General features: G+C 61.9%; 17 protein-coding genes. 8 read left to right on the forward strand and 9 right to left on the reverse strand.

What is annotated here, in order from left to right; translation table 11 throughout:
* The first annotated feature begins 82 nt into the window (after window positions 1-82).
* Both rlmM and NVV93_RS08215 read left to right on the forward strand, forming a co-directional pair.
* Window positions 83-1,132 (forward strand): 23S rRNA (cytidine(2498)-2'-O)-methyltransferase RlmM, encoded by a 1,050-nt coding sequence (rlmM, locus tag NVV93_RS08210; protein WP_258253936.1) that lies wholly within the window; start codon window positions 83-85, stop codon window positions 1,130-1,132.
* 212 nt (window positions 1,133-1,344) lie between these two features.
* The gene (locus tag NVV93_RS08215) at window positions 1,345-2,142 is read left to right on the forward strand and encodes an acyl-CoA thioesterase II (RefSeq protein WP_258253937.1); all 798 of its coding nucleotides are present in this window, start codon (window positions 1,345-1,347) and stop codon (window positions 2,140-2,142) included.
* An 83-nt stretch (window positions 2,143-2,225) separates the two neighbouring features.
* Here NVV93_RS08215 and NVV93_RS08220 read toward each other — a convergent pair whose 3' ends face one another.
* A complete protein-coding gene (locus NVV93_RS08220) occupies window positions 2,226-3,029 on the reverse strand; it encodes a TatD family hydrolase (RefSeq protein ID WP_258253938.1) in 804 nt (267 codons plus the stop codon).
* Between the two features lie 235 nt (window positions 3,030-3,264).
* Between NVV93_RS08220 and NVV93_RS08225 the strand changes: the two genes are divergently transcribed.
* Window positions 3,265-4,680 (forward strand): transglycosylase SLT domain-containing protein, encoded by a 1,416-nt coding sequence (locus NVV93_RS08225; RefSeq protein ID WP_258253939.1) that lies wholly within the window; start codon window positions 3,265-3,267, stop codon window positions 4,678-4,680.
* Between the two features lie 107 nt (window positions 4,681-4,787).
* Entirely contained in the window at window positions 4,788-5,222 is a 435-nt protein-coding gene (locus NVV93_RS08230) for a DoxX family protein (RefSeq protein WP_258253940.1), read from the forward strand.
* Between the two features lie 58 nt (window positions 5,223-5,280).
* On the opposite strand, the gene NVV93_RS08235 is transcribed toward NVV93_RS08230, so the two are convergent.
* From NVV93_RS08235 to thpR, 5 genes are all read right to left on the reverse strand, one after another.
* Window positions 5,281-6,228 (reverse strand): triacylglycerol lipase, encoded by a 948-nt coding sequence (locus NVV93_RS08235; protein ID WP_258253941.1) that lies wholly within the window; start codon window positions 6,226-6,228, stop codon window positions 5,281-5,283.
* Window positions 6,229-6,512: 284 nt separating this feature from the next.
* On the reverse strand, window positions 6,513-7,547 hold the full coding sequence (locus tag NVV93_RS08240; RefSeq protein ID WP_258253942.1) for a lipase secretion chaperone: 1,035 nt from the start codon (window positions 7,545-7,547) through the stop codon (window positions 6,513-6,515).
* Between the two features lie 180 nt (window positions 7,548-7,727).
* Window positions 7,728-8,663: a triacylglycerol lipase gene (locus NVV93_RS08245; RefSeq protein ID WP_258253943.1), complete on the reverse strand. Its 936-nt coding sequence runs from the start codon at window positions 8,661-8,663 to the stop codon at window positions 7,728-7,730.
* Window positions 8,664-8,786: 123 nt separating this feature from the next.
* Entirely contained in the window at window positions 8,787-9,728 is a 942-nt protein-coding gene (locus tag NVV93_RS08250) for a triacylglycerol lipase (RefSeq protein WP_258253944.1), read from the reverse strand.
* Between the two features lie 366 nt (window positions 9,729-10,094).
* A complete protein-coding gene (thpR, locus tag NVV93_RS08255) occupies window positions 10,095-10,640 on the reverse strand; it encodes an RNA 2',3'-cyclic phosphodiesterase (protein ID WP_258253945.1) in 546 nt (181 codons plus the stop codon).
* 192 nt (window positions 10,641-10,832) lie between these two features.
* Here thpR and NVV93_RS08260 point away from each other — a divergent pair, with 192 nt between their 5' ends.
* On the forward strand, window positions 10,833-11,165 hold the full coding sequence (locus NVV93_RS08260; RefSeq protein WP_258253947.1) for a class I SAM-dependent methyltransferase: 333 nt from the start codon (window positions 10,833-10,835) through the stop codon (window positions 11,163-11,165).
* Here NVV93_RS08260 and greB read toward each other — a convergent pair.
* From greB to NVV93_RS08275, 3 genes are read right to left on the reverse strand one after another with little or no spacing between them, the layout of a single operon-like run.
* Entirely contained in the window at window positions 11,156-11,653 is a 498-nt protein-coding gene (greB, locus tag NVV93_RS08265; protein WP_258253948.1) for a transcription elongation factor GreB, read from the reverse strand. The two genes, NVV93_RS08260 and greB, sit on opposite strands and share 10 nt — an antisense overlap.
* Window positions 11,654-11,693: 40 nt before the next feature.
* Entirely contained in the window at window positions 11,694-14,198 is a 2,505-nt protein-coding gene (locus tag NVV93_RS08270) for an ABC transporter permease (RefSeq protein ID WP_258253949.1), read from the reverse strand.
* Window positions 14,198-14,881, reverse strand: a complete 684-nt coding sequence (locus NVV93_RS08275; protein ID WP_258253950.1) for an ABC transporter ATP-binding protein — start codon at window positions 14,879-14,881, stop codon at window positions 14,198-14,200. Before NVV93_RS08275 ends, NVV93_RS08270 begins: the two co-directional genes overlap by 1 nt.
* Window positions 14,882-14,891: 10 nt before the next feature.
* On the opposite strand from NVV93_RS08275, the gene NVV93_RS08280 reads away from it, so the two are divergent.
* The 3 genes from NVV93_RS08280 to NVV93_RS08290 all read left to right on the forward strand — a co-directional run bounded on the left by NVV93_RS08280 (window position 14,892) and on the right by NVV93_RS08290 (window position 16,866).
* On the forward strand, window positions 14,892-15,497 hold the full coding sequence (locus NVV93_RS08280; protein WP_258253951.1) for an arylesterase: 606 nt from the start codon (window positions 14,892-14,894) through the stop codon (window positions 15,495-15,497).
* A gap of 56 nt (window positions 15,498-15,553) precedes the next feature.
* A complete protein-coding gene (locus tag NVV93_RS08285) occupies window positions 15,554-15,835 on the forward strand; it encodes a hypothetical protein (protein WP_258253952.1) in 282 nt (93 codons plus the stop codon).
* Window positions 15,836-15,906: 71 nt separating this feature from the next.
* Window positions 15,907-16,866, forward strand: a complete 960-nt coding sequence (locus NVV93_RS08290; protein WP_258254315.1) for a L,D-transpeptidase family protein — start codon at window positions 15,907-15,909, stop codon at window positions 16,864-16,866.
* Window positions 16,867-16,904 lie beyond the last annotated feature (38 nt).

Consider the following 16,904-nt stretch of genomic DNA (forward strand, 5'->3'; position numbering starts at 1 on the left):
CGGCCTGCCTGTTTAACTGGACCGGCTGGCACCGTTCCGGTTCCTTGTTCCGCTATCATGCGCGGCCTTAGGAGAAGCCTCGATGAACTCTTTGTTATTGCATTGCCGCCCCGGGTTCGAGGGCGAGGTCTGCTCGGAAATCAGTGAGCACGCCGCCCGCTTGAACGTCGCCGGCTATGCCAAGGCCAAGCCGAACAGCGCGTGCGCCGAATTCGTCTGCAGCGAAGCGGGCGGTGCCGAGCAGCTGATGCGTGGACAGCGCTTCAATCGCCTGATATTCGCCCGCCAGTGGGCACGGGGCGAATTCGTCGCGCTGCCGGAAAGCGACCGCATCAGCGTGTTGCTCGAGGCGCTGGCCGAGTTCCCGGTGTGCGGCAGCCTGTGGCTGGAGGTGCTGGACACCAACGACGGCAAGGAATTGTCGAACTTCTGCAAGAAATTCGAGGCGCCGCTGCGCAAGGCGCTGAGCAAGGCCGGCAAGTTGGTGGAAGACCCGCATAAACCGCGTCTACTGCTGACCTTCAAAAGCGGCCGGGAAGTGTTCGTCGGCTTGGCCGAAGCGAACAATTCGGCGATGTGGCCCATGGGCATTCCGCGCCTGAAGTTTCCCCGCGAGGCGCCGAGCCGCTCGACTCTCAAGCTCGAGGAAGCCTGGCACTTCTTCATTCCGCGCGAGCAGTGGGATGAGCGCCTGTCTGACGAAATGACTGGCGTTGATCTAGGTGCCGCACCAGGGGGCTGGACCTATCAACTGGTGCGCCGCGGCATGCTGGTGACCGCCATCGACAATGGTCCGATGGCCGAAAGCCTGATGGATACCGGTCTGGTCCAGCATCTGATGGTCGACGGCTTCACCTGGAAGCCCAAGCAGCCGGTGGACTGGATGGTCTGCGACATCGTCGAGAAGCCGGCGCGCAACGCCGCGCTGCTGGAAACCTGGATCGGCGAAGGCCTGTGCCGCGAGGCCGTGGTCAACCTCAAATTGCCGATGAAGCAGCGCTACGCCGAAGTGCGGCGCTTGTTGCAGCGGATGGAAGAAGGCTTCGCCGCCCGCAAGATCAAAGTCTCGATCGCCTGCAAGCAGCTGTATCACGACCGCGAGGAAGTGACCTGCCACCTGCGGCGCCTGTAGGCGTTGACTCGGTAGCCCGGATGCAATCCGGGAAATCTATGCCGCCGGTTCCGGATTGCATCCGGGCTACACAGCGCGCCGCTTCAGCCTTATTGACCAATCCGGTAGTGCGCCATTCCGCCCTCTAATTGGCGTGATAGCCGCCTGCGCACGGGTTCATCGGTGCTGCGCAATCCCCTAAGATCGCGGGGCATTTCTATTTTGAGGTCGTAATGAAATTTTCCGAATTGAAGCAAGCGGTGCGCGGCAGTGCGTCGAGTGTGGTCGTGCCAGGCAGCTGGGGCCAGGGTCGCGCTGGCTTTGGTGGCCTGGCGGCGGCGTTGGTGTATGAGGCGATGCGTGCCCGAGTGCCTGCTGAACGCCCGGTGCGCTCGCTGGCGATCACCTTTGTCGGTCCGCTGACGGTGGACGTACCGGTGAGCTTCGAAGTCGAAGTGCTGCGCGAGGGCAAGGCGGTCAGCCAGGTGCTTGGCCGCGCCGTGCAAGATGGCCAGGTAGTGACGCTGGTGCAGGGCAGCTTCGGTGGCTCCCGCGAATCGGTGATCGATGTTCCCGCCGAGCCGGCTCCGCAAATGCGTCCCGCCGCGGAATGCAGCGAATTGCCCTATCTGAAGGGCGTCACCCCGGAGTTCACTCAGCATCTGGCGATGCGCTGGGCGGTGGGTGGCATGCCGTTCAGCAACGTGGCGAATCGGCAGATGGGTGGTTGGGTGCGTTTTCGCACTGAAAGCGAAGATCGCCCGGTGGATGAGGCCGATCTGCTGGCGCTGGTCGATGCCTGGCCGCCAGCCCTACTGCAGTTCTTGAGCGCCCGCGCCCCGGGCAGTTCGCTGACCTGGACCATCGAGTTCGTGCAGCCGGTGCCAACCGTGAGCACATTCGACTGGTGCCAGTATCTGGCGGATATCGACTACGCCCGCGATGGCTATGGTCATGTTGCAGCCAAGCTGTGGAGCCCCAGCGGCGAGCTGGTCGCTATCAGCCGGCAGACCGTAACGGTGTTCGCTTAGTCTGCTTAGTAGCCCGGATGCAATCCGGGGAGCGGTGCCGTCAGCTTCCCCCCGGATTACACCCGGGCTACGGATTAACATTTTTAGATCACCGGCAAGGCGAAGAACGCTCGCGCGCAGGCGGTGGTGTGTTCGGCCAGTTGCTCCGGCGTTTCGCCGCGGTGGCGGGCAACTTCGTTAAGCACCTCAGTCAGGAACGCCGGCTCGTTGTGACCGTGCTTGGGCTTAGGTCGCAACGTGCGTGGTAGCAGGTAGGGCGCATCGCTTTCCAGCATCAAGCGGCCCTGGGGAATTTCCCGCATCAGCGGATGCAGATGGGTGCCGCGGCGTTCATCGCACACCCAGCCGGTGATACCGATGTGCAAATCCATATCCAGATACCCGAACAGCGCACGTTTGTCGGCGGTAAAGCAATGCACCACCGCGGCCGGCAGCTGATCGCGAAAATCGCGAAGAATTTCCCGCAGGCGCTGATCGGCCTCGCGCTCGTGCAGGAACACCGGCAGTTGTAGCTCGACGGCTAGCGCCAGCTGCTCCTCCAGCGCCTTTTCTTGTTGGGGCCGGGGAGAGAAGTCGCGGTTGAAATCCAGACCGCATTCACCCACGGCGCGCACTAGCGGTTCGCGCAACAGCGCTTCCAGTTGTGCGCTGCTGGCGCGGGTCCAGGTGCTGGAGTCATGGGGGTGAACGCCGGCGGTGCAGAACAACCGGGTGGCGCTGGCGTCCAGCTGGTGACAAAGGGCCAGGGCCTGCTCGCTGCCGGCGAGACTTGTGCCGGTGAGCACTAACTGACAAACACCCGCCTGATAGGCTCGCTCGAGCACGGCGTCGGGCGCTTTGGCGAGGCTGGCGTGGGTCAGATTGACGCCGATATCGATGAGTTGCATGGTTCTACCTGCTAACAAAGGTGAGCAGCATATCAAAGCAATGACTTTGTAAATAATTTGAACAATTACATATAGTTAGTGTCTGTTGTTAACGCTTTTTCCGACGTTCGGGTTGGCATCGTCGGCGCGCTGTGCGAACCTCCGCGCCCCTCACGCAGGGGAGTTTCCCTGAATTGCGTAGTGCTCTTAGACGATCGGTGGCCCGTAATTTGGACCGATCCGCCCCGGAGATTGGATGACGCGACCGCTGTTTTTGCTGTTCTGCCTGTTGCTGCTGCCGTTGCCGGCGGCCGCACGTTTGGTCGAACCAGCCGAATCCTGGCAGCACGCGGCCAGTACTCGTGATCTCGCCGAGATCCGTGGTAGCAGGGTGCTGCGCGTCTTGGTCAATCAGAGTCGCAACAGCTCCGGCGAGGTCAAGGGGCAGAGCATTGGGATCGAATACCACCGCCTGCGTGCATTCGAGCAATACCTCAATAGCCAAGCCCGCGATAGCCGCACCCTGACCCTGAAGATCATTCCCAAAGCCAAGGACCAGCTGCTGGCCGCCTTGCAGCGCGGCGAGGGCGATCTCGTCGCCCCGGGTGAATTGCTCGACGCACACAGCGGCCAGAGCGTCAGCCCCACCGATGCGTTCCGCACTAACGTGCCCTTGGTGCTGGTTAGCCGCCAGGGCGACCGCCGTTATCAGCGTCTTGAGCAGTTGGCCGGACGCAGCCTGGCCCTGCCAGTTGGCAGTGCGGCCGGGGAGGCGTTGCGCGCGGTCAATCAGAAGCTCGCCGAGCGCAAGCTGGCGCCGATGATGATCGAATGGGTCGATCCCAGCCTGGCGGTCGAGGACGTGCTGGAGATGGTGCAGGCCGGTATTTTGCCGCGCACCGCGGTCGAGCTGCCGATTGCCGAGCGCTGGGCCAAGGTGATGCCCAAGTTGCGCATCGACAAGCAATTGGTGCTGAGTAAACAGGGCAACATGAGTTGGTTCGTGCGCCGCGATGCACCGATGCTGCGGGCCAGCGTCAACAACTTCATCAAGGCCTATCACATGCCGACTGATCAAGATGCCGACTTCTTGCGCGTCTATCGGCGTCTGTATCAAGTGCATTCGCCGCTCGGACGGGTAGAGCGGCAACGTCTGGAAAAAGTCCGTCCGACGCTCCAGCGCTATGCCGAGCAACACGATTTCGATTGGCTGGCGCTGGCTGCCTTGGCCTTCAAGGAATCGACTATGAATCCGGCAGCTCGGGGTGTCGGCGGGGCGACCGGGCTGATGCAGATCACCCCGGCCGCGGCGCGCAGCGTCGGGGTCGGCAATGTGCAGTCGCTGGACGGCAACGTCCAAGCCAGCGCCAAGTACCTGGCCATGCTTCGCCGCAACTACTTCAACAGTTCGCAGATCAAGCCGCGCGATAAGCTGGCCTTCACCCTGGCCGCCTACAACCTCGGCCCGGCGCGGGTACAAAGCTTGCGCGCCGAGGCTCGTCGACGAGGCTTGAACAACAACCAATGGTTCTTCCAGGTCGAGCGTATCGCCATGGACCAGTTGGGCATGGGCGTCGTCAGTTACGTCAACGCGGTGAACAAGTACTACCTGACCTACGACCGTGAGCGCGATTCGTTGGAACGCCAGGTGAAGCGTATCAGTGCACGCTGAATATCTAATTATTCGATATGTATCTCGGGTTTTTTCCGCTGTTAATATCGAGTCAATAATTTAGGCTAGCCTCCGTAAACCCACTCAGGAAAAGGACGCGAGCCGCTATGAACGCCACTATCAAAGCTGTTTTTTCCACTCACGCCGGTTACGGCATCACTCTGCTGCGTGTCGTCACGGGTTTGACCTTTGTCGCCCATGGTTCGCAAAAGCTGTTCGCTTGGTTCGGTGGCCACGGTTTGGCTGGTACCGGCCAATGGATGGAAAGCATAGGCATCACCCCGGGCTACCTGATGGCCTTGTTGGCCGGCAGTGCCGAGTTCTTCGGCGGCCTGGCGCTGGTGATCGGCCTGCTAGTGCGTCCGGCGGCGGCTGCACTGATCGTGGCGATGCTGGTGGCGATTGCCAGCGTGCACTGGGTGAATGGCTTCTTCATCACTGCCAACGGGTTTGAGTACGCGATGATCCTCGGCCTGATCAGCGCCGTGTTGCTGATTGAGGGGGGCGGCAAGCTGTCGCTGGACCGCCAGATCGCCAACTGAGCGACGCCGGTATAAAACAAAAGCCCGCGCGATGCGGGCTTTTGTTTTTCCGGAGCCGTTACAGTCCGGCGGTCTTCAGCCGGTTGGCCTGCTGGCGGTACACCGTGACCGGGTCGGTCTCGAACAGGCTGGACAACCCGAGGAACTGGTTGACCTCGTCCAGATGGTTCATCCGGTAGTCGTCGCGGATCACCTTGCCGAGGTGTGAACTGCAGCGCTCGACAAAACCGTCGTTGGCAACGCCAGCGGGGAAGGCCAGCGAAGCGGCGCCCGTGATCAGGTCCATCGGATCGAGGCCATTGGTCAAGGGGGCGGTCCCGCTCCAGGAGTAGTAACTCACCCCTGACACTTTGGACGCGCCTTCACCACAGGCGCTGGTCGGAATGCCTTGCGGATATTTCGCATTGAATACCGCGGCCCCCTGACTGTTCAGCGATTCCAGTGAGCCCAGGGAGTCCTGGGGTGACGTGCTACTGCTGCCCGATAGCAGATGAATCACACTGCCGGCGGCATTCACCAATCCCGCTAGGACAGCTTCGCCGCCGGAACCTTCCGGGATCTTGCGAAGCAGGTCAGCGACTGCAGAGCCTTTGTGTGGGGCGCCCACGCTGGTGACCGACGCGACCAGATCCGGTCGCACCGCCGCGACATATCGCGCGGTAGGGCCACCATGGCTGTGGCCGACCAGATTGACCTTGCTCTTGCCGGAGATTGCGACAATTTCCTCAACCTCCTTGAGCAGATCCTCGCCACGTACCTCCGAGGTGTTCAACTGGGCCACTTCTGTTGTGTAGACGGTGGCTCCGTCCTTTCGCAGGGCAGAGGGAATGCCATACCAGTAGTCGATGCCCAGCATGCTGTCCCAACCGAGCATGCCGTGAGCGAGGACGATGGGGTACTTGGTCTGGGTATAACCGTTGGAGCCGAACAATCCCGCTTGGGCTTGACCACTTAAGGTAAAGGCAGCACCAAGGCAGAGGGCGAGCAGGGTTTTTTTCTTGTTCATGTGCGCTCTCGAGATAGATGAAGCTGGAGGTGGGCTTCCTTGCGCCCTTGGGGATGCCCGCGTCCGGGGCTGCAGGGGGAAGAGCAGAAACCATGCCAGTGTGCTGTGCGGGAGGGCGTAGGGGCTCTAGCGTGAGCCCCGTGTCGAGAGGGGTGGAGCCAGTGCTGCTCAGGGGGTGTTACAGGCCGTCACGATGACTGCCCGGTCTGAAAGTGACGTTCCCGTCCGCCACTTGGTTTTGCTCCCGACCAGTCGAAAGTTTGCTGGCCAGGAGCCGCCATCGTTCAGCTTTTCTTGTCCGCCTGCTGTCTGTGAATCTGCTCAGCCGCTTCCAGGCGCATGCGCTCCTGTTCGTTGAAGCCGTCCTCGGCAAGGCGCTTGATCGTCGCGTGCTTGTCGGCCTCGCTCAAGCCGTCCTCGGCCTCGATGCGGGCTTTCTCTGCGCTGTAGGAGGCGACCCGCTGCTTCCAGGCTGCGCGTTGCTGATCGAGCACTTCCAGGCGGACGGTCGCCTCGTTGCCCACCAGTTGTTGGCGCAGCGCGCGGATCTGCTCTGGGCTGGCGCCTTGGGCCTGCAGTTCGGCGGTGCGGGCGTGTAGTTCGCCCTGCAGGGAGGGCAGCACGCTGTCTTTCACCTCGTCGGGCAGGCTGTCGCGCAGCCGGTCGATGGCGGCCCCTTTGACGTCGGAGGGCAGGCTATCGTCGCGCAGGATCGCCATGCGCTCGAGGTTGAAGCGGTTGTAGGCTTCTTCCTGGCCGAAGAATGCTGCGTGCACCTCGGGGCTGAAGACCCGCGCGCGCAGGTCGTGCGCCGCGGTTTCGCGGCGACGGATAGCATCGAGGTCGGCAAGCACCGGCAGATCGCGCTCCAGCAGTACCAGTTCACGTTTGTATTGCAGGTACTGCTCGAGTATCACCAGCGCCTGGTCTTCGGCCGGTTGGTCGAGAACCGCGGCGATGTAGTCACGCAGGCGTTGGATGCTGGTTTTCATCGGCTCTTCGCCGATGGCGGCGAGGAAGTAGTCGAACAGATTGCGGATGTCCTGGCTGATCACCAGATTGCCGGCTTCGTCGACTTCGAGTCGTCCGTCGATTTCGGTACCGCGAAAGGATGGTGGCATCGGTGCGACCTTGGGCGGCAGGGGCGCGATACGAGGAGCTGTTTCGATTGGCGCCTGCGGGGCGCCGGGCGAGGTTTCCAGGCCTGTCGCGGGGGCGGCGGCAGTCTCTTGTGGCGCGGACGGAGTCTTCGGGAAATATAGGAAGGCAGCGATTGCGGCGATGAAGGTGATCGGCAACAGCACTAGCAATTTCTTCACAGGGCGGTCCTTGGGCTGATATCGAGCGCTAGCGAGGCAGCACAAGCCGTGCCAGGGGCTGGCAGGTGTGCGCGGAGCCCTTTGCGCCGGGCATCTGGCTGCTTTGGCGGGAAGCGAGCGAAATCGACAGGGTTACGGTGGGTAACGATGGGCGGGACGCGCTGCACCCCGCCCATTGGGTTAGAGGCCTGCGTTCTTCAGTCGGTTGGCGTGTTGGCGAAGCACGGTCAGCGGGTTGGTTTCGAACAGGCTGACCAGGCCGAAGTTGTGGTTGATTTCATCCAGATGGTTCATGCGGTAGTCGTCGCGAATCACCTGGCCGAGGTGCGAGGAACATTTGCCGACGGCGCCGTCGCTGGGAGCGCCGTTGAAGGCCAGGCCGGTGGTCGCCAGGAGCGCGTCGCTGGGATCCAGGGGGTTGGTCAGTGGGCTGGTGCCGCTCCAGGAGTAGTAGCGCACGCCATTCACCGAGTAGGCGCCCTCGCCGCAGGCGCTGGTCGGCACGCCCTGCGGATACTTGGCATTGAACACGGCCATGTTGGCGGGGGTTACGTCTGCCCAAGCCAAGGCCGCATCATGCGGATTGGAGCTGCCAGGGGTAGAGAGGACATCGAGCAGGGTGCCGATGGCGTTGAGCATGGCGCTGCGCAGCGGTGCCACGCCTGCCGAGAGGTCGCCGAGTACCGCCATCATCTCGGAGCCCTTGTTGACGCCGCCCACGGTGGTTACCGAGGCCACCAAGTCCGGGCGAACTGCGGCGACATAACGCGCTGTGGGCGCGCCCTGGCTGTGGCCGATCAGATTGACCTTGGCCTTGCCGCTGATGGCGACGATTTGCTCTACCTGGGCCAGCAGTTGCTCGCCACGGATTTCGTTACCGTTCTGTGCGCTGACTTGGCTCAGGTACACGGAGGCGCCGGAGCGTCTCATGGCGTCAGGAACCCCGTACCAATAGCCGACGCCAAGGACGCGGTCGAAACCCATCCAACCGTGGCCGAGTACGATCGGGTATTTGGTCTTGGTGTAGCCGGAGTCGAACAGGTCAGCGTGCGCTTGGCCGGAAGTCGCCAGGGCGGTGCCGAGGGCGAGGGGAAGTACCAGTTTGTTCTTTTTCATCGTTGCACTCTTGGGTTGTGGGTAAATGGCAGACCCTTGCATGCCCGGCTCATCCCGTCCGGTGGAAGGGATGAGCCGAACACATGGCAACAACGCAAGAGTGGAAGGGCCCGACCTGTGAGCTTACAGGCCGGCGTTTTTCAAGCGGTTGGCCTGCTGGCGATAGACGACCTTGGGATCGGTTTCGAACAGGCTGGTGAGGCCGAAGGCGTGGTTGACCTCGTCGAGGTGGTTCATCCGGTAGTCGTCGCGGATGGTCATGCCCAGGTGCGAATCGCAGGCGCCGACCAGGCCATCGTTCGGCGTGCCGTTGTAGGCGATGGACGTGAGCCCCAGGAGCGCGTCGCCAGCGTCGGCGGCATTGGTCAGCGGGCTGGTGCCGCTGAACGAGTAGTAGCGCACGCCGTTAACCACATAGGCGCCTTCGCCGCAGGCCGTGGTCGGCACGCCTTGCGGATGGCGGGCGTTGAAGGCGGTGATCCCGGCAGTATCGAGAGAGGCCAGCGCTGTGGCGGCATCCTGGGCAGTCCACGGATCCCCCGGCGAGAGGAAGTCGATGAAGGCCGCCAGCGCATTGTTCACGTCGTTGAGGTAGCCCAGGGAGCCCTCCGGCTGGTTGGTGATCATGTCGGCCAGGGGTACGCCTTTGCTAGGGCCGGCGACGCTGGTAACCGATGCCACGAGGTCCGGACGCACCGATGCGACATACCGCACGGTTGGCCCGCCATGGCTATGGCCGATCAAGTTGACCTTGGGCTGGCCGGTGATGGCGATGACCTCCTCGACCTGATCGAGCAGCTCTTCGCCGCGCAGCTCGGTGCTGTTCAACTGGCTGACTTCGGTCAAGCGCACGTCGGCGCCGCCCGAACTGAGTGCCAGCGGAATGCCGTACCAGTAGCTGACACCGAGGATACGGTCGAAACCGAGGACGCCGTGGGTCAGCAGAATCGGGTACTTGGTTTTGGTGTAGGTCAGTGGGTTTTCAAACAGGGCAGCCTGGCTCTGGCCAGAGGCTGCCAGGCAGGCGCCGAAACACAGGGCGAGTAGCGTTTTTTTGTTGTTCATGTGGCTCTCTCGAGGGGTTAGGGGTAGCGATCCTGTTCTTAATCTGTCCAGTCCCTGGATAGTCAGGCTCAGGCAGAAAACGTGCCATGCGCCTAAAAAATGGCGCGGACGCTCTGGCGCGAGGGTTTGTGACTATTGGGTCACGGGCATCACAGAGGTAGGGGTGGTTTGTTTGTTACAACTTGAAGCGAAGTACTGACGTCAGATGTGGAACAAGCTACTTGGAGTAGCAAAAAAAAGCTTTTGGATCAATGGCTTGCAACCCATATGGGTAGGTATAAAGAGGTTTTGGATGCTGGCCACAGGCCGCCTTTCACGCAGGGCTAACCCTTGTGGGTGATCTTCTGGCAGCCGTCGTCGGCAGGACTACGGGTAGTCGGCCTTGCTGTTACCGCCTAGGCGCCATTGGCCAACTGATTGGTAGTTCGAACCCGCTCCCGCTGTGGCTCGCGACACGAACAGCGCGAACTGTTCAACCTGCCAAGTCAAGTCGGGAGGCGTGATGGCATGTGGGAGGCGCCGGCAATGCCGTGCAAGGGTGAGGTGGGGGCGATAGCGACGGGTCTCCAGCTCGAATCCGGCCAGCAGCAGACGCTCGTGCAACTCATGTTCGAGCTCCAGCAGTTCGCTCGGCACCTGGCTGGGAGCCAGGTACAGCAGGCCGTTGCCCCAGCGGCCGAGGCTATCCAGGCTGAGTACGAAAGGGGGCGTTTCGATCCCGGCGGCAAGGCCATGGAGCTCGTCGAGTCGTCCCCGGGGCTGGGCACCGAGGAAGGTGAGAGTGATATGCAGATTTTCCTTCGCGACCGGCTTGCCGTCCAGCGCCAGGCCGTCACGCCAGGCGACCACGGCGTGCGCCAGGTCCGGCGGGCAAGGCAGGGCAAAAAACAGGCGCAGGGGGGGCGTGCTCATCGTCTGGCTCCAGGGGCGCGGCCTTGACAGTATTGCGCGGCTCTTCATAGGATTCCGCTCATTGCGCCGATTTAGTCAGCTACTTGCGGGGCGCAGAGGTCGATGTCTAGGCCTCGAAATACCGCTAAAGCGCTGGTTCGGTGTCGCCTCTCACCGCTGCCCAGCGGGATTCTCGAGGCGGAGACCTACACCATGAGCTGCCCCCAACCGCAGATTCGTCTGACACCGCTGACCAGCGGTCCGTTGCTGCGCAACCCGAAAGTGCTGCTCGGCGGCGAACATCAGCCCACCTTGCTGCGTTATCTCGACGGCTGGCCGAAGCGCTGGCATCGCCCCTACACCCTGTTGATCCAGTTTGCCCGTGAAGGTGAATCGCTGGCGCGCTTTGCCGACGACAGTTTCGATCTGGCGGTGGTGCAGACGCCGGCGGCCGGGCAGTTGGCCGAACTGGTCAGCCAGCTGACCCGGGTTGCTCGCCAGGGCTTGATTACGCGGCGCCCGCTGGGCTTGACCCTTCAGGGGTAGTCGATGGCCACGATGTAGCAGAGCTGCTCGCCGGTCGGCGTGTGCACCCGCACCTCGGCGTCCAGCGCCTTGCCAACCAGGGCGCGGGCCAGCGGCGAGTCAATGCTGATCAGGTTCTGTTTCAGGTCCAGTTCGTCGGGGCCGACGATGCGGTAGCGCGACTGGTCGCCGTCGTCATTCTCGATGGTCACCCAGGCGCCGAAATACACCTTGCCCGGATCGGACGGGATCTGGCTGATCACCTTGAGGTTTTCCAGACGTTTGGTGAGAAAACGCACACGGCTGTCGATCTCGCGCAGCATCTTCTTGCCGTAGGTGTACTCGGCGTTCTCCGAGCGATCGCCCTGGGCTGCAGCCTCGCTCACCGCCTGGGTCACCTGCGGTCGCCGTACATGCCACAGCTCGTGCAGCTCGGCGCGCATGCGTGCCTCGCCTTCGGGGGTGATCAGCGGGGTTCCCGCACTGCGCGGAGGACGATAACGGCTCATGGTTTCGGCTACTGAAGGGAAGGTTGGCAGTCTATCAAGCTCACCCTTCGCGCAGCACAGTAAGCGGGCTGACGTTTACGGCACGGCGGGTGCCCAGTACGCCGGCGACCCCGACTAACGCGGCGCCGAAGACTGGCAATAACAACAACCAGAGATGCGGTCGCCACGCTAAATCGAAAACGAAGCGGTAGAGCAGGAAACTTACCAACTCGCAGCCGAGCGCCGCGAGTACGCCACTGCATGCACCAAGGACGGCGAACTCGGTTCGCCTGGCGCTGGCCAGCAATTGCCGTTTTGCGCCCAGCGCCCGCAGAACCGCGCCTTGATGGATGCGCTCGTCCAGGGTCGCCTGGAGTCCAGCGAAGAGGACCGCCAGGCCGGCGGCCAGCACGAACAGCAGGACATACTCCACCGCCAGGGTGACCTGGGCGAGGATGCTGCGCAGTTGGGCGAGCAGGGCGTCGACTTGCAGTAACGTCACCGCAGGGAAGGTGCGGGCCAATTCGACCAGTTGCCGTTCATGCTGGGGCGGCAGATAGAAGCTGGTCAGGTAGGTAACCGGCAGATCCTGCAACGTGCCCGGTTCGAAGACCATATAGAAGTTGGGCTGGAAGCTGTTCCAGTCTACTTCGCGGAAACTGCTCACCTGAGCCTCTCGCTCGAGACTACCGACGTTGAAGCGCAGGCGATCCCCCAACTTGAGATGCAGGCTTTCCGCTAATTTCGACTCGACCGAGACGCCGGGTAATTCACTGGCGTGGGCGGTGCTCCACCAGCTGCCCGCGGTTATGTGATTGCTCACTGGCAGTTCGTTGGACCAAGTCAGGCTGAGATCACGACGCACGGCGCGATCGCCGGTGCTGTCTTTGCTGACGATCTGTCGCACCGGCTCGCCATTGATGGCCACCAAACGCCCCGGCACTACTGGATAGAGTGGCGCTGGGTGGGGTGAAAGCTGAGCAAGGCGCGTGGCGAATGCCTCTCTATCGGCAGGTAACACATTGAGGGCGAAGTGATTGGGCGCATCGGCTGGCAGTTGATCTTGCCAGGTGTCCAGCAACTCGCTGCGCAACAAGGTGATCAGCGCCATCGCCAGCAAGATCAGACCGAACGCCAACGTCTGGCCGGCCGCGGCTAACGGATGACGCATCAGCTGACCAAGTCCCAGCCGCCAAGGTAGCGCTGCGCGCGCCAACAGCCGGCGAAGACCGCGTAAGGCCAGTAACAACAGGCCGCCAAGTAGCGCGGCAGCGATCAGGCCGCCGCCGAGCAGTCCAAGCGTCAGGCGCAAATCCAGGCTCAAGCGCCACATGATCAACCCCAGGGCCAGGACTGCGGTGCCATAGACCAGCCAGGCGCTGGCCGGCAGTGGCAGCAAATCGCGACGTAGCACCCGCAGCGGCGGTACGCGCCCGAGCGCGGCCAGCGGCGGCAGGGCGAAACCCGCCAGGGCAACCAAGCCCGTCGCCATGCCCGCGAGCGCGGGCAGCAGGCCGCCGGGCGGAACCGTGGCCGGCAGCAACCCTTGCAGAAGCTTGAACAGCAGCAGTTGCGCCAGCCAGCCGAGCAGGGCGCCACACAGGCTGGCCAATAGGCCCAGCTGAACGAGTTGCAGGCTGTAAAGCCCCAGGGTCTCGCGGCGTGACAAGCCCAAGCAGCGCAGCAAGGCACTGGCGTCGAAACGCCGCGCGGCAAATCGGGCGGCAGACAATGCTACCGCCACGCCAGCGAGCAATACCGCGGCCAAGCTGGCGAGGTTCAAATAGCGTTCGGCGCGGGTTAGCGCTCCGCCGATCTGCCGGTTGCCATCGCGGGCGTCCTCCAAGCGTTGGCTGGGGGCGATGACGGCTTTGATCGCTTTGCGGTAGTCAGCCAGGGTTTGTGATTCGCCGCGCCACAGCTCTCGATACCTGACGCGGCTACCAGGCTGGACAATGCCGGTATCGGCAAGATCGTCGAGGTGCATGAGTACTCGCGGCGTCAGGCTGTAAAAGTCCCCGGCGCGGTCTGGCTCATAAGTCAGTACGCGGCTCAGCTTGAGCGATTTATTGCCCACTTCAATGGAATCGCCAGGCTGCAGGTTGAGTGCGGCGAACAGTCTGGCCTCGGCCCAGACTTCGCCTGGCTGCGGGCCGCCGCCGGTAATTTCCCGCTGATAGGGTGCCGCTGCGCTTTTCAGCTGGCCGCGTAGCGGATAAGCGCTATCAACCGCTTTGACACTGGCAAGCTGAATGCCGCTATCGGTCGCGATTACGCTGGAAAACTCCACCGCTTGGGCATGTTCGAGGCCAAGACGCTTGCCAAGCTCGACTTGAGCGGTTGTCGCCGGCGCGCTGCCGTTAAGTACCAGATCGGCAGCCAGAAACTCGGTGGCACGCAAGAGCATGGCGGCGTTCAGTCTGGCGCCGAAATAGCCAATGGCGGTACTCGCGGCAACCGCCACCAACAAGGCGAAGAACAGCACCCGTAACTCGCCCGAGCGGGCATCACGACGCAGCTGCCGATAGGCGAGGGCGCTAAGGCGGGAAAACGGCATGCCGGCCATCAGGGCTCAGCGCGCTCGACCAAACGGCCGCCTTCCAGGCGGATCAGCCGTTGGCAGCGGTGGGCGAGGCGCTCGTCATGGGTAACCAGTACCAATGTGGTTCCGCGTTCCTGGTTCAATTCAAACAGCAGATTGCAGATGCGCTCACCAGTTTGGCTATCCAGATTGCCGGTGGGTTCATCGGCAAACAGCACATCCGGCTCAGCCGCGAAGGCGCGTGCGATAGCCACGCGCTGTTGTTCGCCCCCGGATAGCTGGCGGGGGGAATGAGTTAAACGCTGCGCCAGGCCAACCCGGCCGAGCAATTCGGTTGCGCGTGCGCGAGCGTCGCGACGCCCTTCGAGCTCCAGCGGCAGCATCACGTTTTCCAAGGCATTCAGAGTGTCGAGCAATTGGAAGGATTGAAAAACGAAGCCGGTGTGCTCGGCACGTATCCGGGCGCGTTGGTCTTCATCCAGCGCCGCGAGGCTGCGGCCAGCCAAGGTCACTTCTCCGGCGCTAGGCAAATCGAGCCCGGCGAGGAGGCCGAGCAGGGTTGATTTACCAGAGCCGGAGGTGCCGACAATCGCTAGGCTGTCGCCGCGGCGCAGATCCAAGGAGAGACTGTCCAGAATGGTCAGCTCGCCTTCCGCACAGGGAACCACTTTGCTAAGGTTCCGCGCAGTCAGAATGCTTGTGCTCATGGGGATTCCAATGCGTAGCTGGTGGATTAACGCAGCCTTACTGTTACTGCTGTGGGCTCAAGGCGCCGCGGCAGGCACTGTGCTGGTCGTCGGCGATAGTATCAGCGCCGCTTTAGGGCTGGATACCAGCCAGGGCTGGGTCACTTTGCTAGGAAAACGCCTGGCTGAAGAGGGATTCGAACATCAAGTTATCAATGCTTCGATCAGCGGTGATACCAGCGCAGGCGGCGTGGCGCGGCTGCCTGCGCTGCTTGCAACGCACCATCCCGAAGTCGTGATCATTGAGCTGGGCGGCAACGATGGTTTGCGTGGGCAGTCTCCAGTCCAATTGCAACAAAATCTTGCTGAAATGATCGACATCTCCCAGGAAACCGGGGCGAAAGTTCTATTACTGGGCATGCAATTGCCACCCAATTATGGTCCGCGTTACAACACGGCATTTTCGGCCGCTTTCGCTACGGTGGCTGAAGGCAAGCAGGTGATGCTCGTTCCGTTTTTTTTGGACGGCGTTGGTGGCGTAGAGGGAATGATGCAAGCGGATGGCATTCATCCGGCGGCTGCGGCCCAATCGAAGCTATTGGGTAACGTCTGGCCGTCACTGAAGCCGTTGCTTTGAGGCTTTTCCGTCCATTACCTTTCGGATAATGTGGCGCACCCGCTCAGGAGCCCCCAATGCCTCGCCACGTCTGGTCTTTGCATGCTTATCAAGTGATCGAGCCAGACGAGCAACTGGATCTTTTCGCCTGTCGTGAAGTGCGTCTGCATCTTATCGCTCGGCAGTTGGAGCTGGGTTGGCACGCCGATCGCACCCTATGCGGTGGCTTGTTACCGGCCCAGCCTCGCCGAGCAAGCCTCGGCAAGCCGACCTTACGTGATAAGCGTCTGTGCCCCGTATGCCATGCGACCCTGCAGGCGCAGCGCGTTGGTGAGCGGCCTCATTGGCCGGACTTCTGAGCCTCCCGACCGCTTCGATCGCGGTGTACAATCGCTTTTTTATTCACCTATTACGTTTTAAGGATTTCTGGATGTTGTCGCGCGCCCCCACCGTCGCCCGTTCCCTATCTCTTGCTGCGCTGTTCGCGGTGGGCCCAGTCGCGGCTCTGGAGCTCCAACTCCCACCTCCAGGTGAGGATATCGTTGGCCAGGTGCAGGTGATCAAGGCCAAGTATGAAGATACTTTCGCTGATATCGGCGTGGCCAATGACCTTGGATATTTGGAGATGGTTGCGGCTAACCCCGGTGTGGATCCGTGGTTGCCGGGCGAGGGCGCCGAGATAGTGTTGCCAACTCGTTTCATTCTGCCTCCGGGGCCTCGCGAAGGTATTGTTATCAACCTGGCTGAATACCGTATGTACTACTTTCCGAAAGGACAAAACGTAGTGCACACATTCCCCTTGGGTATTGGCCGTGAAGGTTGGGGCTCGCCCATCGCGAGGACGACTATCACCGCAAAAACTCCTAATCCGGCTTGGTATCCTCCCAAATCAATTCGGGCAGAGCATGCGGCTGACGGTGATCCGTTGCCCGCCGTCGTACCGCCCGGTCCTGACAATCCGCTGGGGCCGTTCAAATTCAACCTGGGTGTGCCAGGTTATTTGATTCACGGGTCGAACAAGAAATTCGGAATCGGTATGCGGGTGAGCCATGGCTGCTTCCGCATGCTTAATCAAAATGTTCTCGATCTTGCGAAGATGGCGCCGGTGGGAACTGTGGTGCGAATCCTCAATGATCCTTACAAGTTCGGGATCAGTGGCGGCAAGATCTATCTCGAAGCCCATACTCCTCTGGATGATCATGGCGAACCTTCGGTGGTCGACAAGCACACTGCAGTGATTAATGCCCTGCTCAAGCGCGATGATATGGCTGGAGGCGCCCGTCTGGATTGGGATGTGGTGCGCGAGGTTGTCGCTGCCGAGGACGGGCTTCCGGTTGAAATCGCCGAGCCCGCAGCAGCGGTCGCAAGCAGTGAGCAGAATACTTTCTGATCGAAATTTGAACTCATAACCCGCTTGTGGATGCACGG

This window comes from Pseudomonas sp. LS44 (genome assembly GCF_024730785.1).
GTDB lineage: Bacteria > Pseudomonadota > Gammaproteobacteria > Pseudomonadales > Pseudomonadaceae > Aquipseudomonas.

What these genes read in the sequence shown, in the direction of transcription:
- NVV93_RS08280 (WP_258253951.1), top strand. Translation starts at nt 14,892, where the DNA reads ATGCGTAGCTGGTGGATTAACGCAGCCTTACTGTTACTGCTGTGGGCT.
- NVV93_RS08260 (WP_258253947.1), top strand. Translation starts at nt 10,833, where the DNA reads ATGAGCTGCCCCCAACCGCAGATTCGTCTGACACCGCTGACCAGCGGT.
- NVV93_RS08250 (WP_258253944.1), bottom strand. Translation starts at nt 9,728, where the DNA reads ATGAACAACAAAAAAACGCTACTCGCCCTGTGTTTCGGCGCCTGCCTG.
- greB (WP_258253948.1), bottom strand. Translation starts at nt 11,653, where the DNA reads ATGAGCCGTTATCGTCCTCCGCGCAGTGCGGGAACCCCGCTGATCACC.
- NVV93_RS08235 (WP_258253941.1), bottom strand. Translation starts at nt 6,228, where the DNA reads ATGAACAAGAAAAAAACCCTGCTCGCCCTCTGCCTTGGTGCTGCCTTT.
- NVV93_RS08290 (WP_258254315.1), top strand. Translation starts at nt 15,907, where the DNA reads ATGTTGTCGCGCGCCCCCACCGTCGCCCGTTCCCTATCTCTTGCTGCG.
- NVV93_RS08270 (WP_258253949.1), bottom strand. Translation starts at nt 14,198, where the DNA reads ATGGCCGGCATGCCGTTTTCCCGCCTTAGCGCCCTCGCCTATCGGCAG.
- NVV93_RS08220 (WP_258253938.1), bottom strand. Translation starts at nt 3,029, where the DNA reads ATGCAACTCATCGATATCGGCGTCAATCTGACCCACGCCAGCCTCGCC.
- NVV93_RS08285 (WP_258253952.1), top strand. Translation starts at nt 15,554, where the DNA reads ATGCCTCGCCACGTCTGGTCTTTGCATGCTTATCAAGTGATCGAGCCA.
- rlmM (WP_258253936.1), top strand. Translation starts at nt 83, where the DNA reads ATGAACTCTTTGTTATTGCATTGCCGCCCCGGGTTCGAGGGCGAGGTC.
- NVV93_RS08275 (WP_258253950.1), bottom strand. Translation starts at nt 14,881, where the DNA reads ATGAGCACAAGCATTCTGACTGCGCGGAACCTTAGCAAAGTGGTTCCC.
- NVV93_RS08225 (WP_258253939.1), top strand. Translation starts at nt 3,265, where the DNA reads ATGACGCGACCGCTGTTTTTGCTGTTCTGCCTGTTGCTGCTGCCGTTG.
- NVV93_RS08230 (WP_258253940.1), top strand. Translation starts at nt 4,788, where the DNA reads ATGAACGCCACTATCAAAGCTGTTTTTTCCACTCACGCCGGTTACGGC.
- NVV93_RS08215 (WP_258253937.1), top strand. Translation starts at nt 1,345, where the DNA reads ATGAAATTTTCCGAATTGAAGCAAGCGGTGCGCGGCAGTGCGTCGAGT.
- NVV93_RS08245 (WP_258253943.1), bottom strand. Translation starts at nt 8,663, where the DNA reads ATGAAAAAGAACAAACTGGTACTTCCCCTCGCCCTCGGCACCGCCCTG.
- thpR (WP_258253945.1), bottom strand. Translation starts at nt 10,640, where the DNA reads ATGAGCACGCCCCCCCTGCGCCTGTTTTTTGCCCTGCCTTGCCCGCCG.